This is a genomic window from Nostoc punctiforme PCC 73102 (assembly GCF_000020025.1).
In the GTDB taxonomy this organism is placed as follows: domain Bacteria; phylum Cyanobacteriota; class Cyanobacteriia; order Cyanobacteriales; family Nostocaceae; genus Nostoc; species Nostoc punctiforme.
In genome coordinates this window covers 5,603,847-5,620,423 of sequence record NC_010628.1, presented here as the reverse complement: position 1 = coordinate 5,620,423, position 16,577 = coordinate 5,603,847, and the positions used below count along the sequence as shown (strand labels likewise).

Annotated in this window: 10 protein-coding genes; 5 read left to right on the top strand and 5 right to left on the bottom strand. The window is 42.0% G+C overall.

Going from position 1 to position 16,577, the window contains the following annotated elements:
• Positions 1-97 precede the first annotated feature (97 nt).
• Both NPUN_RS22810 and rimO read right to left on the bottom strand, forming a co-directional pair.
• Positions 98-1,627 carry a DEAD/DEAH box helicase gene (locus NPUN_RS22810; RefSeq protein WP_012410842.1) on the bottom strand — a complete coding sequence of 510 codons (1,530 nt, stop codon included), beginning with the start codon at positions 1,625-1,627 and terminating at the stop codon, positions 98-100.
• A 262-nt stretch (positions 1,628-1,889) separates the two neighbouring features.
• Positions 1,890-3,209: a 30S ribosomal protein S12 methylthiotransferase RimO gene (gene rimO, locus NPUN_RS22805; protein ID WP_012410841.1), complete on the bottom strand. Its 1,320-nt coding sequence runs from the start codon at positions 3,207-3,209 to the stop codon at positions 1,890-1,892.
• Between the two features lie 672 nt (positions 3,210-3,881).
• On the opposite strand from rimO, the gene btpA reads away from it, so the two are divergent.
• The 3 genes from btpA to NPUN_RS22790 all read left to right on the top strand — a co-directional run bounded on the left by btpA (position 3,882) and on the right by NPUN_RS22790 (position 8,886).
• The gene (btpA, locus tag NPUN_RS22800; RefSeq protein WP_012410840.1) at positions 3,882-4,730 is read left to right on the top strand and encodes a photosystem I biogenesis protein BtpA; all 849 of its coding nucleotides are present in this window, start codon (positions 3,882-3,884) and stop codon (positions 4,728-4,730) included.
• A 173-nt stretch (positions 4,731-4,903) separates the two neighbouring features.
• Complete coding sequence (locus NPUN_RS22795; protein ID WP_012410839.1) at positions 4,904-5,887, top strand: vitamin K epoxide reductase family protein; 984 nt, start codon at positions 4,904-4,906, stop codon at positions 5,885-5,887.
• Between the two features lie 794 nt (positions 5,888-6,681).
• The gene (locus NPUN_RS22790) at positions 6,682-8,886 is read left to right on the top strand and encodes a CHASE2 domain-containing protein (protein WP_012410838.1); all 2,205 of its coding nucleotides are present in this window, start codon (positions 6,682-6,684) and stop codon (positions 8,884-8,886) included.
• Positions 8,887-10,111: 1,225 nt separating this feature from the next.
• On the opposite strand, the gene nadB is transcribed toward NPUN_RS22790, so the two are convergent.
• The 3 genes from nadB to NPUN_RS22775 form a co-directional block, all read right to left on the bottom strand.
• Positions 10,112-11,788 (bottom strand): L-aspartate oxidase, encoded by a 1,677-nt coding sequence (gene nadB, locus NPUN_RS22785; protein WP_012410837.1) that lies wholly within the window; start codon positions 11,786-11,788, stop codon positions 10,112-10,114.
• Positions 11,789-12,020: 232 nt separating this feature from the next.
• A complete protein-coding gene (gene psbU, locus NPUN_RS22780) occupies positions 12,021-12,449 on the bottom strand; it encodes a photosystem II complex extrinsic protein PsbU (RefSeq protein WP_012410836.1) in 429 nt (142 codons plus the stop codon).
• A 556-nt stretch (positions 12,450-13,005) separates the two neighbouring features.
• The gene (locus NPUN_RS22775) at positions 13,006-13,785 is read right to left on the bottom strand and encodes a DUF3120 domain-containing protein (RefSeq protein WP_012410835.1); all 780 of its coding nucleotides are present in this window, start codon (positions 13,783-13,785) and stop codon (positions 13,006-13,008) included.
• Positions 13,786-14,240: 455 nt separating this feature from the next.
• Here NPUN_RS22775 and NPUN_RS22770 point away from each other — a divergent pair, with 455 nt between their 5' ends.
• On the top strand, positions 14,241-15,065 hold the full coding sequence (locus NPUN_RS22770; RefSeq protein WP_012410834.1) for an undecaprenyl-diphosphate phosphatase: 825 nt from the start codon (positions 14,241-14,243) through the stop codon (positions 15,063-15,065).
• Between the two features lie 77 nt (positions 15,066-15,142).
• Complete coding sequence (locus NPUN_RS22765; RefSeq protein ID WP_012410833.1) at positions 15,143-16,483, top strand: TIGR03279 family radical SAM protein; 1,341 nt, start codon at positions 15,143-15,145, stop codon at positions 16,481-16,483.
• The last annotated feature ends 94 nt before the right edge of the window (positions 16,484-16,577 follow it).

Here is a 16,577-nt window from a genome sequence, read left to right as displayed (position 1 = left end):
AAAATCTAAAATCGTTCAACTGACTTGTACTGAGCGTTGTCGAAGTAACGCTCACGACAAGTCTAAAATCCAAAATTGATTAACTTCTAACTGTTGACTAAGAAGCTGATTCTCTAGCTGTAGGTGAACCTATCTTTTTACTAGGGGATGCAGAAGACTCGTGCCCACTTGTCCGCAGTTTTGGCTTGGGAGAAGAATGTCTTTCTTCACCATTGTTACTATCTGATTTCCACGCAGAACGGGGGCGATCGCTGGAAGATTCACGACGCTTGCCCAATCTTGGTTTGGGAGCAGAAGATTCCTCTTGGGGTATTTCCACATCTGAACTCAACCAAGCCGGACGAGTTTGATCGTAAGCGATTTGCAATGCGGCTGCGGCGATCGCTTGAGCATCGTATTCTTCAATTAGTTCGCTAACAATTGGCAAGAATGAAGCTAAACGCTCACCTGTCAAAGCTTCCCGCACCTGTTCTTGCAGTTTTAGTATGTGCCGCGCTTCAATTTGTGCGCGTGTTGGAATTGAGAGTAATTGCCAGCTTTGACGGTTATGACGTTCAAATGTTTGCTGCTTGCGCCGCTCAAATGGTTGTACTAAAGAAATTGCTGTTCCTTCTTTACCAGCACGACCAGTACGACCAATACGGTGGACGTAGGTTTCTACGCTATCGGGTAAGTCGAAGTTGATTACATGGGAGAGTTGATCGACATCTAACCCTCGTGCTGCAATATCAGTTGCTACTACCCAACGGACTTGACGGTTACGGAATCTGACTAATAACCGTTCCCGTGCTTGTTGAGACAAGTCACCGTGGTATTCATCAACACTGTGACCAGCCCCTTGTAACTGACTGGTGAGTTCTGCGGCTGTACGTCTGGTACGGACAAAGATTAAAGCTGTTTCTGGATCTTCCATTTCCAGAATCGGCTGTAAAGCTTTAGCTTTTGTCCAGTGGCGGGGGATCAAGTAAGCTACCTGATTAATCTTGTTGGGAGCGGCTTTTGGCTGCTCGACGGTGACAGTTGCAGGCGATCGCAAGAACTTATTCACCAACATCCGAATCGATGGTGGCATTGTTGCCGAGAATAAAGCTGTTTGGCGATCTACGGGCGCTTGCGAGAGGATTTTTATCACATCGTCGATAAAGCCCATGCTCAACATTTCATCTGCTTCATCCAACACAAACCACTTCACTTGATCGAGCTTTAAACAGCCGCGATCGAGTAAATCGATCACCCGTCCTGGTGTGCCCACAACCATGTGAACGCCACGTCTGAGTTGTAGCATCTGGCGGTCAATTGATTGACCACCATAGATTGCTAACACCCGCAATCCTTCATCACCGATGAATTGGGCGATCGCATCGTGAACTTGCATTGCTAATTCACGAGTTGGTGTTAAAACTATGGCTTGTACGGCTTTTTGATTAATATCTAGCCGCTCTAAAATAGGCAGTGAAAACGCTGCGGTTTTGCCTGTTCCAGTTTGAGATTGACCTACTACATCACGACCACCCAGCAATTGGGGAATTGCTTGGACTTGAATGTTAGTTGGTTCGGTAAAACCGATTTTTTCTAGTTGTGCGACACGTTCTTGGGAAATGCCTAATTCTTGGAATGAAAGAGTCATTAATTCGTCCTAAATTTTATGTAAGGATTCTTGGATTAGCCATTTAGTCATTAGTCATTAGTCATTAGTCATTAGTCATTAGTTATTAGTAAGCCAAGGGCGGTAGCGAAGCCTCAAGTCTTGGAGAGACTATGCCAAAGAGTCCGCGAACTTCAGGTAAACCCTCATGAAAACTGCCATTAACGCAGCGTTGACCTTAAAATAAGGGTAAATCTCTAAGGGTCATTTAACAAAGGACAAAAGACAAAAGACAAAGGACAATTTAGTTATTGACTACTTGACCATAGAGGTCGTATGTATCAGCGTGGTGAATCGCTACTGGCACGATGGTTCCTAACTTTGCCTGGCCTTTGACATACACCAGACCATCAACCTCTGGGGAAAATCTACCTGAACGACCTATTAGTTCACCACTTTCAGGATTTTCTTGCTCAATCAGGACATCGACGATTTTGCCTACTTCCTGTTGATTTTTCTTTTGAGAAATCGGTTGCTGGAGTTCCATCAGTTGGTATCGGCGATCGTCCATCACTTCTTGGGCCAACTGATTTGGTAGCTTGTAAGCTGGGGTTCCTTCCTCAGAGGAAAAGGTGAAGACACCAACATGATCGAATTCATGCCGTTGAACGAACTCTAGTAGATGCTCAAAATGCTCTTGTGTTTCTCCTGGGAAACCAACAATAAATGTTGTCCGCAGTACGGCTGTTGGTAGCGCCGTTTTGATGCGATCTATAATCCCATCATTTACCCGCCCTTGCCAAGGACGGTTCATGGCGCGGAGAATATCTGGATGAGAATGCTGTAAGGGCAAATCCAGATAAGGCAAGACGTTTGGTGTTTCTTGAATCGCCGCGATCGCATCTGGGGTCAGTCCCGTAGGATAAGCGTAATGCATTCTGATCCACGGTATATCTACTTTCCCCAAAGCACGAAGTAATTCGGCTAATTTTGGCTTACCGTAAATATCCAAACCGTAATTAGTAGTGATTTGGGAAATTAGAATAATTTCCTTTACACCTTGACTAACTAACTGCTCGGCTTCGGCGACTATAGATTCAATAGTACGCGATCGCTGGTTCCCTCGAAGATGAGGAATTATACAAAATGCACAACGATAATCACAACCTTCGGCAACCCGTAGGTAAGCTACGCCCTCGGTTGTAGTACGATAACGCGGTGTAGTTTCGTCGGCAATGTAGGTTGGTTCGATACTAACCTGTTTAACCCGTTCGCCAAGTTCAACACGCTCAATTACATTAACAATTTTGTGATAATCGCCTGTGCCGACAACGGCTACTGCTTCGGGCAATTCCTCCAAAAGTTGTTCTTGAAAGTGTTGCGCCATACAGCCAGTGATTACGATCTTTTTATTTGCCTCTGCCAGTTCTACCAAAGTTCTGACAGATTCTTGCCGGGCTGCTTCAATAAAACTACAAGTATTAACAATAACGTAATCTGCTAACTCTTCATTTGTATCTACACCGTAGCCTGCTTCTACGAGCATTCCCAGCATGTGTTCTGTATCAATTCGATTTTTCTCGCAGCCCAGGTGAGAAATGGCAATTGTTGGCTTGTCACCCATATTTTGAAAATATCTTCATTTTTTTCTTCTTGTTGTCAAACATTCCAGCGCTAACTTCGCTTTTTTGCTATCAGCATCCTCATCAAAACACCACAGTGGCAAATTATCACTGCTAGTAACTGTACGTGGACTCATAACCCTATCAATAAATAAAAATAGAGGTCATGTTATGATATTCCTATCAATCTGTTCCCCAGGGTAAATTGAAGTGTCTTTGGGTACATTTGACACTTGTAATCTTTTTTAACAATTCGCCTATTGGTATTTTACATTACCATAGCGTGTGCGTTGTTAATCTACCCATCGGGAAGCCGCCCAAAGGGCTTGTTGTGAGAAGTCGCTACCCTCCGGGAAATCGACGAAAGCGACTACGCCTATAAAGCAGTAATGCTAGCCTGGCGATTGGCAAGTCCTGCAACTGGGCGCGGACAAGATGCCTAAACCACGGAAAGCTGCCTTGCGTCTAGTGAGTGGCAAACTCCTCTTGTAGCCAGGTTTTATCTTAACATATCTTATGGGAGGTTTCACGCCAATTTCCATCTGAGGAAGGAGGCAATAAACCGACTATCATAAAACACATTTGACTAGTTAATGAAAAGTCAAGAGTCAAGGGTCATATAATCAATAGTCAAAAAATTCTAGACTCTGGACTCCGCGAGGCGGATTAAAGACGTGGACTTATATCAATTATTTAAAACTCGCTCACCGATTATTGGAGTGGTTCACCTGCTACCACTGCCTACCTCACCCCGTTGGGGAGGTAGCTTAAAAGCGGTGATTGACCGAGCTGAACAAGAAGCCGCAGCCCTTGCCAGCGGAGGGGTTGACGGTTTGATTGTGGAGAATTTTTTCGACGCGCCCTTTACCAAAAACCAAGTCGATCCCGTGGTTGTGAGTGCCATGACCATTGTGGTGCAACGGATACAAAACTTGGTGACTTTGCCTATAGGCTTAAATGTTTTGCGAAACGACGGCAAAAGTGCAATGGCGATCGCTAGCTGTGTGCAAGCGCAATTCATCCGCGTCAACGTTCTCACGGGAGTAATGGCAACCGATCAGGGATTAATTGAAGGAGAAGCCCATCACCTACTCCGCTATCGACGGGAGTTAGGCTGCGATGTTAAAATTCTGGCCGATGTGTTGGTAAAACACGCCCGTCCTTTGAGTTCTCCAAATCTCACAGTCGCCGTTAAAGACACCATTGAAAGGGGTTTAGCAGACGGAGTTATTTTGTCTGGTTGGGCTACTGGTAGCCCTCCTAACTTAGAAGATTTGGAACTAGCTTGTGATGCAGCATCTGGCACGCCAGTGTTCATTGGTAGTGGGGCAAATTGGGAAAATATTGATACATTGATGCAGGCCGCAGATGGTGTAATAGTTTCCAGTTCTCTGAAACGTCACGGGCGTATAGAGCAACCAATTGACCCAATTCGCGTCAGTCAATTTGTCGAAGCCGCGCGTCGCAGTTGGAACTCCAAAGGTGAAAGCAAATCAGCAGAACAAGTAAAGTTACATTCTTAGAAAGTAAGGAGTGGGGAGTAGGGAGAGCAAGCGAACAATTAATTATTATTCCCCAATCCCCATTCCCCATACTTCTCTACGAGAGGCTACGCCCTAAGCGTAGCTATGCCGCAGGCTTTACGACTACGCTCAGTACAAGTTCCCCATTCCCCATTCCCCATTCCCCAATATTTATGATTCGCCGTCGTTCTACTCCTTGGATTCATAAATGGTCACGGCCATTGATTGCCGCGATCGCTGGATGTGGTGCTTTGATCACAGGTTATCTCACCATAGAAAAGTTAACAGGAGGCAGTGCAGCTTGTGTAGCAGAGGCTGGTACTAAGGGCTGTAATGATGTGCTTTCCAGTCCTTGGGCAACAGTTCTTGGTCAGCCATTAGCTTTGTTTGGGTTTTTGGCGTACATCAGTATGGTGATATTTGCTTTAGCTCCCTTGGTATTCAACTCAGGGGAAAACAATAGCCGCAAACAATTAGAAAATTGGACGTGGTGGCTGCTGCTGGTGGGTGCGATCGCTATGTCTGTCTTTAGCGGTTACTTAATGTACGTGTTGGCATCTCAAATTAAAGCTGTTTGTCCTTACTGTATTGGTTCAGCTTTGTTTTCTGTGAGTCTTTTGGTACTAACAATTATGGGTCGTACTTGGGAGGATATTGGACAAATCTTCTTTACCGCCCTAATTGTGGGTATAGTAACGCTGATTGGCACTTTAGGCGTTTATGCTGGCGTGAATAAATCAGATGTTACATCTGGAACACCAGGACAACCCGTTAAAATTACCTTTAATCCCAAAGAAGATCCTAACCCAGCCTTCGGTTGGGAAGTTACCACCACTTCTGGCGAGGCAGAAATGGCCTTAGCAAGCCATCTAGCAAAGGTAGGCGCGAAGGAATACACTGCTTACTGGTGTCCTCACTGCCATGAACAAAAGCTGCTTTTTGGTAAAGAAGCCGAGGAAATAATCAACAGAGATGTTAAGGTAGAGTGCGCTCCCGATGGACTCAAAGCTCAACCAGAACTGTGTAAAGCCGCAAAAATTGAAGGCTTCCCCACTTGGATCATCAATGGTAAAAGCTATAGCGGAGTCCAAAACTTAGAGGAACTAGCAAAAGTTTCTGGTTACACAGGGCCTATCGACTTCAAGCGTTTCAAATAATTACCTTCAGGAAGGCTACATCGAGCTAGTAGTAAGGTGTAGCTCACATCCCATAAATGAATAGTGCTGAGTTAAAAGAGTGCCATGCCACTTGTTTTACTTGAGGTTTACCTACGTGGAGCTTAAATCAATACAGGCTGCTTTTTGCCAATCAGCCTAGAATAAACGCCCCACTACTGCTATAGCGCTGATTATAGTCAACTGAATGAATACAGCAAAGTCTGTTTCCAGTTGGCTGTTTTGTTTTTGGTAATAGATAATAGGTCTTGTCCAATAGCCAATTACCAATTTTCCTGCGGCTTTCATCCGAAAATATTTTAAAGTTTAAGGAAATTAATAAAGTATATTTACTTTAATTTGATGTACAATTTAATTTTTTTACAGCACACTGGGGGCTACTTGGGATGTAATCATATCAGCACCAAACCTAAAGGTGTGTCTGTTAGAAGTTACAAGTTACCACAATTCTCAGTAAAATACTTAATTGATTACAAATGTGCAACTTGAATTGAATAAGCTTTGCCAGACAAGCATTTGGGTGTTAAATTCACTGAAACTCCTTTTCAACAAATTTATTAATCTGTGCTGATAGCCACAAAACTCCCAGTTGCCGTTTGGTCAGAAAATCAGCCTCAATTTATGTTATTACATTCACAAATGCCAGGATGTCTTGAAAAACTTGCTGAGTTGAAAAAACTCTTAGAAACTCTATTTAGCTCTCCCTTAAGATATGTTAATCCGATAGTGAATAGCTATATAAAATAGAGAACATTTCTCCCTACTAGGTAATGGGAATGAATCAGCAGCTAGACAAGCGTTTTGTAAAGTTAATCTTTGGACTAAAACAATCGCTTAGTCGAGGACACAGAGAATTGATTACTGCCGTCAGCGTTGCAGTCTGCGTCGTGCTGTTGCACTCCATTGGATTATTGCAATCTTTGGAGTTTGCAGCTTTGGATCAATTGTTTCGCTTACGTCCAAATGAACCACCGGAAGAGCGTATTACGATCGTAGTCATTGATGAAGCATATTTGAACGAAATACGTTTGTGGCCGATTCCAGATGCGAAAATTGCACTGTTGTTGCAAAAATTAAATGTCCACAAACCCCGTGCTATTGGCTTAGATCTCTACAGAAATTTGCCAGTACAGCCTGGTAATCAAGAACTGCGTAATACTTATAAGTCAATGCCCAATTTAATTGGTATTGAACTATTGGCAAATGACAAAAACAAAAACTTTAGTGTTTTGCCTCCACAGGGACTGAATAAGGATCAAGTTGGCTTTAATAACGTGCTATACGATCTTGATGGTAAAGTACGTCGCAGTTTGTTGTATTGGCACGTTGATGAGCAGTTACACGAAAGTTTTGCCCTGAAGTTGGCTTTATTGTATTTAAAGCCAAAAGGAATTACTCCTACTAAAGCAAAAAACAACCCTAAGTATTTGCAATTAGGTAAGGCAGCATTTACTCGTTTCGAGGCTAATGATGGTGCTTATGTGGGGGCTGATGATAGAGGATATCAAATTTTGGCTAATTTTCCCAAACCGAAATGTCAAAGTTCATCTAGAGAAATTTGTAATTTTCGTCAGGTATCGATAAAAGATGTACTGGCAGATAAAGTCCAAGAAAACTTAATCAAAGATCGGATTATACTGATTGGTTCTACTGCACCTAGTCTTCAGGATTTTGTATTTATTCCCTACTCCAGCAGTCTAATGGGTACGGCAAAGCCCGTACCTGGAATTCAACTGCAAGCTTATTTTATTAGTGAGTTAATATCTGCTGCTCTTGATGGACGACCATTATTCAGATTCTGGTCTGACTTGATGGAATGCTTGTGGATTTTTATCTGGTCTTATCTGGGAGCCGTGACGACATGGCGGATACGGCACGCTACTAGAAGTCTGCTTTGTATCCTAGTTTCTTGCTTTGTATTGACACTGACTACATACTTTGCTTTTTTATACGGTTTTTGGATACCGCTCCTTCCCTCATTGTTTAGCTTTGGCAGTTCAGCTATTTGGATGATCAGTCATATTGCCCATATCCAGGAAGAGTGGAAACGTTCTAAAGAATTTTTGCATCACGTAATCAACACGATTCCCGATCCAATTTTTGTGAAAAATGAACAACATCAGTGGATTGTTTTAAATGAAGCCTATTGTCGATTTATCGGTTATCCAAATAAGTTGTTAATTGAGAAGTCAGACTATGACTTTTTCCCTAAACATGAAGCTGATGTGTTTCGGCAACAGGATGATCTTGTGTTCCGAACTGAAAGACCCCAGGAACATGAAGAAGAATTTACAAATGCAGATGGACAGACTCATCAAATTGCCACTAAGCGATCGCTCCACAAAGACGCAGCTGGCAATTTCTTTTTAGTTGGGGTCATCCGAGATATTACTCAGCGCAAGCTGATGGAGGAACAACTTAAGCGCACTGCTGCTGAACTATTTCAGTCTAACAATGAATTAAAACTCAAAGAAGATCACTTGCGTTATTTGGCGTATCACGACCCCCTGACCGGTTTATCCAATCGCAAATTTTTTGCCGAACAACTTTACGAGTCATTACATTGGGCGCAACACAATAACCTGTTATTGGGACTGCTGTTTATTGATTTAGATGGCTTTAAGCAAGTTAATGATACTCTGGGGCACGAGACTGGCGATCGCTTGCTAATGACTATCGCGGGAAGACTCAGCAACTCTTTACGCGCTAGCGATACAGTTTCTCGTTTGGGTGGCGATGAATTTACTATAATTTTGCGGGCAATTCCTAACGTCCAGATAGCTGCTAAAGTCGCCGAAAAAATCCTAAGCAGTATTACCAAGCCAATTGTTTTGGATGGCTATGCAATCCGAATCTCTGCCAGTATTGGCATAAGTGTCTACCCATACAATAGCCAAGACAGTGAAAATTTAATCAAACAAGCAGATGCAGCAATGTATCGTGCCAAGCACCTGGGTAAAAATCGCTACGAGTTTGCTTAATTAGTTAAGAGCCAAGTCTCCAGATTTTTCTACCTATAGTAAAAAATTTTACCGCCAATTAGGAGTATGAACTTTAAATATGTCTAAGGTACTATCTTGAAAAAGCATTTCCTATATCCATAGAGGTAGTTTTTTAATCAAGATGGAGACTTTGCAAGGCTTTTTGACCTGATGACTAAAACTAAGAAGATAGGTGAAAAAGGAATTAATCATCAGAATTAATTATAAAAATAATTTTTTTGTATTTATTTTTACCTACAAAAATATACTTTTACTATATAGGATTATTACTGAGCTTCTAGTTTAATAGTTTTTGAAATCCTTATAAAATAACAATTTCTTTATTTTAACTTTATATATCTTTACTAAAAGAAAAACATAACTATACAAGAAAATAAGTATGTTTTTATATATTTTGAAATATTGATTCAGCAAACATAGTGTTAATACTTAAAAGTATTAAGATATTATTAATAAATAATGAATTAAGCAAAACGCTTATAGCAATCCATCAACATATCTAACTTTAGACTGATGTAAAAATGACTAATTAAGAATATTACTTAAGTATAAAAACTATTTAATACCAGCAAATTAAGGTTGTTTTACAAGTAGACACCACAATTACTTGTAAAGTATTGGGAATAATTTAATAAAGTTCAAATATTTTTTTCAAAAACTCCAGTAAATATACGTGGGTCAATAATAATACGTTTGAAATGAAAAATTAGTAAATTTACTGCAACTAATGAAAACCAACTTCCGATTCACAAAGATTATGATACTATGTATAAGTGCTTACATATTATTACCGAAATTTGCCACTTGCATAAGTCTATTCGGTACTGCAAGTGCTAATACTGTTGTTAGTACTAGCAGCAATACTTTAATCGCCCGCAAAGTCAATTCTCCAAATTTAAAAGACGCATATATCCCACCAAATTATGGTGGTCCTGACAGTCAGCATGGTAGTGGCACTCGCTGATGGGCATTTTTGATTTTAGTTTGTGGTAAAGCAGCGCTATAAAGCGGCTTATGTCTTAGAAACCAAATCTGTTCCTTGGAAATACCCCAAAAAGAGTGGCTGAAGTTTCCGCCGACAGGGCTAGCGAGTCTTATTCCTTTGGGAGATAGCAAGGGTAGTTTATTAAAAATATTCTAGAAGAGGGCTGTCACTAACCCCGCTCATAATTACATAGACGAGGAATGCGGGACAGAAGAATATTCAAGATAATATTGGAGATTTCCACCAATGATTTCTTTGGACAAGTGTGTGAACTTGCCAATTGGGGTCTGGTTGAGGATAGTCTAAACGGTAGTGTCCGCCTCGGCTCTCGGTTCTAAAAGCAGCACTTTTGAGAATTAAATCAGCCACATCTAATAAATTGCGGGTTTCTGCCCAAAGTCGCAATTGTCGTTCAACATCTGGGAACTCAAAACTAGCTGATTCTGTTGGGTGTAAAGCAAGCAAGAATTGACTTAAAGGCAAAGCAGCGAAATCTTGTTGCCAAGATTCAACAGTGGCGATCGCAGTTTCCAACTTTGATTGCTCCCGACAAATACCAGCACTTTCCCAAACTAGACGTGGTAACTTCTCTCTGAGTGTTTCTAGTTGTGCTTGCTGGATGTGCCACTCATTTGCATCAACACTAAATTTCCGTGATGGCAACACTGGTATTTGTGACGGCAACCCAATATTTTCCAACTCTATTTGGCTCATCTGGGCCCCAAAGACAATACATTCCAACAGGGAATTACTGGCAAGGCGATTTGCCCCATGCACCCCGGTACTAGCAGTTTCACCCACCGCGTACAAACTCTTAATATTCGTGCGATTCATCAGATCCGCGACAATCCCACCCATCCAATAATGGGCAGCAGGCGCTACAGGAATTGGTTCATGGAAAACATCAACTCCCCAATGCTGGCAAACTTTGATGATGTTGGGAAAGCGGTGACGAATCTTGTCGGCAGGGATGGGGCGCATATCCAACCACACATGGGCAGTCGCTAAATCAACGGCAGTACGTTGTAAATGGCTGAAAATTGCTCTACTGACCACATCTCTGGGTGCGAGTTCACCCGCAGGGTGGTAGTCAAAGGCAAAACGTCGCCCTTCATTATCAACAAGGTGTGCCCCCTCGCCGCGTACAGCTTCGCTAATCAGAAAGCGATCGGCACCAGGTTTAGTCAGGGCAGTGGGGTGAAATTGCACAAATTCCAAATCGCGGAGGATAGCCCCAGCCCGATATGCGATCGCTACCCCATCACCAGTACTCACAGCCGGGTTAGTAGTTTGGGCAAATACCTGACCGCCGCCACCTGTTGCCAAGATCACAGCACCAGCTTTAATCCATGTGATTTTACCTTGATAAAACAAGCTTATTCCCTGACAGCGATTGCTTTCAGGTTCAATCCACAAACTCAAAGCCAAAGCTTGCTGAATGACTTGAATATTCGGGCGACGTAATACTTGGGCGGTGAGAGTGGTTGTAACTTCCTTGCCTGTGGTGTCCGCAGCGTGGAGAACACGGTTGCGAGAATGGGCAGCTTCTAAAGTTAAAGCCAAGGCTTGACCATGACGGTCAAAAGCAACCCCCAAGTCAACTAGGGATTGAATGCATTTAGGGGCAAGTTGTGCGAGAAATTCTACAGCAGTGCGATCGCACAAACCTGCACCTGCCCGGATGGTATCTTCAATGTGCAGCGTAGGAGAATCTTCCGGGGAAACGGCTGCGGCTATACCACCTTGTGCCCAATCACTAGCGGACAAAGCAACAGTTTCTTTGGTAATCAAGCCGACTCGCAAGGACTCTGGTAGACACAGCGCTGTGTATAGTCCAGCAGCACCAGCGCCGACTACTAAAACATCAAATTGGCTAGGAATATCTATCTGAGGCAAGGTAATGGGGGAGGGGTGAGGGGGAAGGGGAAGGGGGCAGGGGGAAAGGGGCAGGGGGCAGGGGGCAGGGGGCAGGGAGAGACAAGGAAAAAATTTTACTTTGTCAGCTTGTCCCCCTTGTCCCCCTTGTCCCCCTTATCTCCCTTGTCCTCCTTGTCCCACTCATCTCTAATAGAATAATCCCAGTCCCTAGAATCAGGAGTGGGCTGCTATTTGCTACATTAACTACAACTTATCTGTAGATGCCGTTGTTAAAGCGATCGTCTCCTTCGTTGAAGGCAGGCTCTAATTCTGTCACGGTAAACTTATCCAAGTTGGCTTGCAGGGTTGCTTTTTGGCGATCGCTCAATCCTGGAAGATCCAATACATCCTCTACATTTTTGTAGGGAGCATTTGTAATGATTTTCTTAGCCAGGGTGGGATAAAGCCCTGGAAACTGTTGAAAAGCTCGGACGTTGGTATTATTCAAATCAATTTTTTTACCAAATTCCGTTCCTAGCTTCTTATCTGCCCGATTCTGCCGCTCAATTGCCAGAATTGGCACTTGAGGAAAAGCAAAACTGTTGAAACTAGCAGCTTGGGCTATCTGAGTTGTTCCCAACCATCCCCAGCAACCAAGTAACAAACTAAACACTGTTAATAAACGCGCCAATCCTTTCACGATTTTCTACCTCTTTCCATCAAACAGAAATAAAAGTTTTAAGCTAACAGTGGTCATCAGTCATTAGCCATTAGTCATTAGTCATACCCTACGGGAAGCTACTAATGCGTCTACGTGAGAGCGCCAAGAACAAAGGACAAAGGACAAAAGACAAAACCTGATAGCTTAATTAACACAGCAGTCATCAGAAACTAATATACAGCGTATTAATATCCACAATATTTACCGTTACTGGGTTTGACTGCGGTTTTGGCAAAATTTTTATCGCGATCGCAGTTTCTGTACAGCTGTAATAGCCTTCTATCAATGATTACAGTAGCATTCCCAAGGAGACGAAATCTTTTTGGGGTGGCTGATTCTACCTTCTAAGCGGACACGAAAGCGTCTGATATCTAATACCGAATACCCTAGCAAGAAGACTTGAGGGTGATGGACTGTTATGTAATATTTCTTAACTAATTAATTATCTACAGCATCATTCTTGATGTGCCATAGAGTGACTGGAAAAAGTTTTGCTAAGAAGAGCCTACATGAGCATTGCAACCTTCTGCCTGCTTCATGCAGCGATCGCTGCTAACAAAAATAGGCTGTCTACTAAAATTGTGCTTAAAACTGCACCACCAAAGGCATACCAGTGTTTTTGCTTTCCACCTAAAGCTAAAATTCCCACTGTTAAGAGTACTAAGGCAAGAATTATGGCCCAAGTTTGTCCCCAAGGTGTTTGTACTTGCATCAGGGCATTTTGTAAGATTTGTGGTGCTAAATCTGCATCTACTCTCATAATTTGTCTCCAATAAGGCATCAAGTCTGCTATATAAAAATATACGTCTGTTAAAACTGTACCGAATAAAGATCCTAAATAGAACCAGCTACCAACCTTGCCCCAACTCTTCGCTAGACACCAACAAGCAAAAGGTAAACCTATAGATTCTACTGGCAGATGCCATACAGGTTCCCAACGTAACCAGCCCCAGTAAATCGCCCCTGCTAACCAACTCCAGCTAAATCCTAAGAGCAAATCGCCCCAGACATAAGTTGCAGGACGTGACATTAAGGTAAAACTTAGCCACACCCAAAATGCTGTCAGCGCTAAACTGAGAGTTGGTAGCGATCGCACTATTGGCGCTTCAACAAATACTGGCACTGATACCAAAAACACCGCCGCCGCAAACACTAACCAATTTTGTCGGGCAGAAATAGATAAGGGCAAAGAGGGAGAAAAAGAGAGTGCAGATTCCAATTGCTTGATGCCATTCTGCCCAGTATCAGCCAAATCCAACTCAGTATCAATAGAAGGGGTAGAAGCAGTGTAGGAGGACAGTGTATTATTAATCAAAGTTTTTAATATTTGTTACTAAACTTTATCTTATTTAAGATATCACATTTTAAAATCCCCCCCTGGGGCATTGTAATTATACTGAAATTTCGGCGAATGCGGGTGCAAACCAGACAAAACCTTCTCCGCCAGACTAATCCATTCAAGTTGCGCTATGTACAAAACTGCTCTGTAGTTTTTGTACATAGCAGACTACAGAGAGATGAAAGGTAAAATTTAACAGTTAAAAAGTGAACAGCATCAGTCCGCTAAATATTAAAGTTTGATGAACTGCGAAAATTTCGTTGACTTATTCAGGTGGGTGTAAGAACATGGTCAGCGTCTTAGATGATGTTATTGATCGGTAAAATCGAATTTTCTATAAGATTAGGTGCAGTAGAGAGTATATAAAGCAACATCATCATCTAGACAATGTTCATAATCATGTCTAGAACAGGAAAAAGGTATTAATTGCTATGGAGTTTATTCAAGCTTTTATTTTGGGCATTGTCCAAGGTATTACAGAGTTTTTGCCAATCAGTAGCACTGCACATCTGCTGATTTTTACTAAAGTATTTGGCTGGAAAGAACTAGGTTCTAAAGATTTTGTCGATGCCATTCAATTTGGCAGTGTTATTGCAATTGTGGGGTATTTCTGGTCGCTGATTTCTAGTATTATCAAAGGTGGAATCGAAGCATTCAAAGAGAAAGATTGGCAACGTGAGGAGTGGAAAATTCTGGTCGGTATTGTAGTCGGAACATTGCCTGCCTTAATTTTCGGCTTTCTTTTGAAAGACATTCTACCAGAGAGTGCATTAATTATTGCCATCATGTCAATCATCATGGCACTTGTACTAGCTTTGGCAGAAAAAATTGGCACTCGCAAGCGAGGTTTTGATTCACTGCAAATTCGGGATGGTATTTTAGTTGGATTGGGACAAACACTTGCTTTAATTCCGGGTGTATCTCGTTCTGGCTCAACGTTGACGACTGCCTTATTTTTAGGATTAGAACGCGATACAGCGGCGAAATTCTCATTTTTGTTAGGCTTTCCAACTCTTACCATTGCTACGCTGTATAAAAGTTTGAAAATCTTCAAATCATTTCAAGCCCACGAGTTGCCCGATAACATTGTGGGATTGTTAATTGTAGGGATTATTTCAACCTTTATTTTTTCGTACCTATCAATTGCATTTTTGATCAAATACTTGCAAACCAAAAACACTTTGGTTTTTGTTTGGTATAGATTAGCATTCGGTAGTGCTATTTTAGCTGCGATCGCAGCAGGTTGGAAAGGATAATTTCATAATAGTCATTAGTCATTGGTCATTTGTTTAAAGCAAATGCCCAATGCCCAATACCCAATGCCAAAATACCCATGACTACCATTAATCCTGCCCGAATTACCAAGGTTCTACCAGACTCAATAGCCGCAGAGATTGGCTTTGAGGCTGGGGATGCGATCGTTGCAATCAATGGTACGCGTCCCCGCGATTTAATTGATTATCAGTTTTTGTGTGCTGATGAAGTTTTGGAACTAGAAGTTTTAGATGCTACTGGTAAAACTCATAGCCTGGAAATCGAAAAAGATTACGATCAAGACTTGGGGCTAGAATTTGAAACTGCCCTATTTGATGGCTTAATTCAGTGCAATAATCGCTGTCCATTTTGCTTTATCGATCAACAGCCACCAGGTAAGCGCACCAGCTTGTACTTAAAAGACGACGATTACCGTCTGAGCTTTTTATACGGTTCTTATCTTACCCTGACCAATTTGCCAGAAAGAGAATGGCAGCGAATTGAGCAAATGCGCTTGTCTCCGTTGTATGTTTCTGTTCATGCGACAGAAGCTGATGTGAGAATTAGGCTGCTAAAAAATCAGCGTGCGGGACAAATTTTGCAACAACTGAAGTGGTTTCAAAAAAGGCGACTACAAATTCATGCTCAAGTTGTTGTTTGTCCTGGTATAAATGATGGCAAACATCTGGAACAAACTCTCAAAGATTTAACTTCTTTTCATACTGGTGAAGTCCCGGCAGTGGCATCGGTGGCAGTTGTGCCAGTTGGGTTGACACGGTTTCGCCCTCCAGAAGATGAACTCATCCCTGTAACTAGAGAAAAAGCTCAAGAAGTGATTTCTCAAGTGCAAATGCTCTCACGGCAATTTCGGCAACAATTTGGTTCTAGCGTTGTTTGGTTAGCCGATGAGTGGTTTTTGATTGCAGGTGAGGAATTACCCAGCGAGTCTGAATATGAAGAATATCCCCAAATTGATAATGGAGTTGGTTCGATTCAACTATTTATCAAGCAATTTGCCACCGTTGCAGCAGAATTACTTCCACCAAAAGTATATCCTCAAAGAAAATTGACCTGGGTAGTGGGCAACGCCGTAGAAAAAGCATTTCAACCAATTTTGAAACGCTTAAATTGTGTTGAAGGTTTAGAGGTCAATATGCGGGCTTTATGTAGTGATTATTGGGGACAAACTATCAGTGTAACCGGATTACTAACTGGTCATGATTTAGTTTTAAATTTAGAAGAGCAAGATTTAGGTGATGGGATTTTGCTACCCAATGTCATGTTAAAAAATGGGGAATTAGTGTTTTTAGATGATATGAGTATTGAGGAATTAGCTGGCAGACTAAATACAAGAATTTTCCCCCTAGCAGGAGTTGAAGATTTAATCAAAACATGCATTTCCGATTTTGTTCAGGTTTAGTTATCAAAGATCAGTTGTTTTTCGGAGGTAATTTATTGTTATGCTAGATGATAAATAAGAAGTAATGCCTAATAATTAATCCACTGAGGAGCCA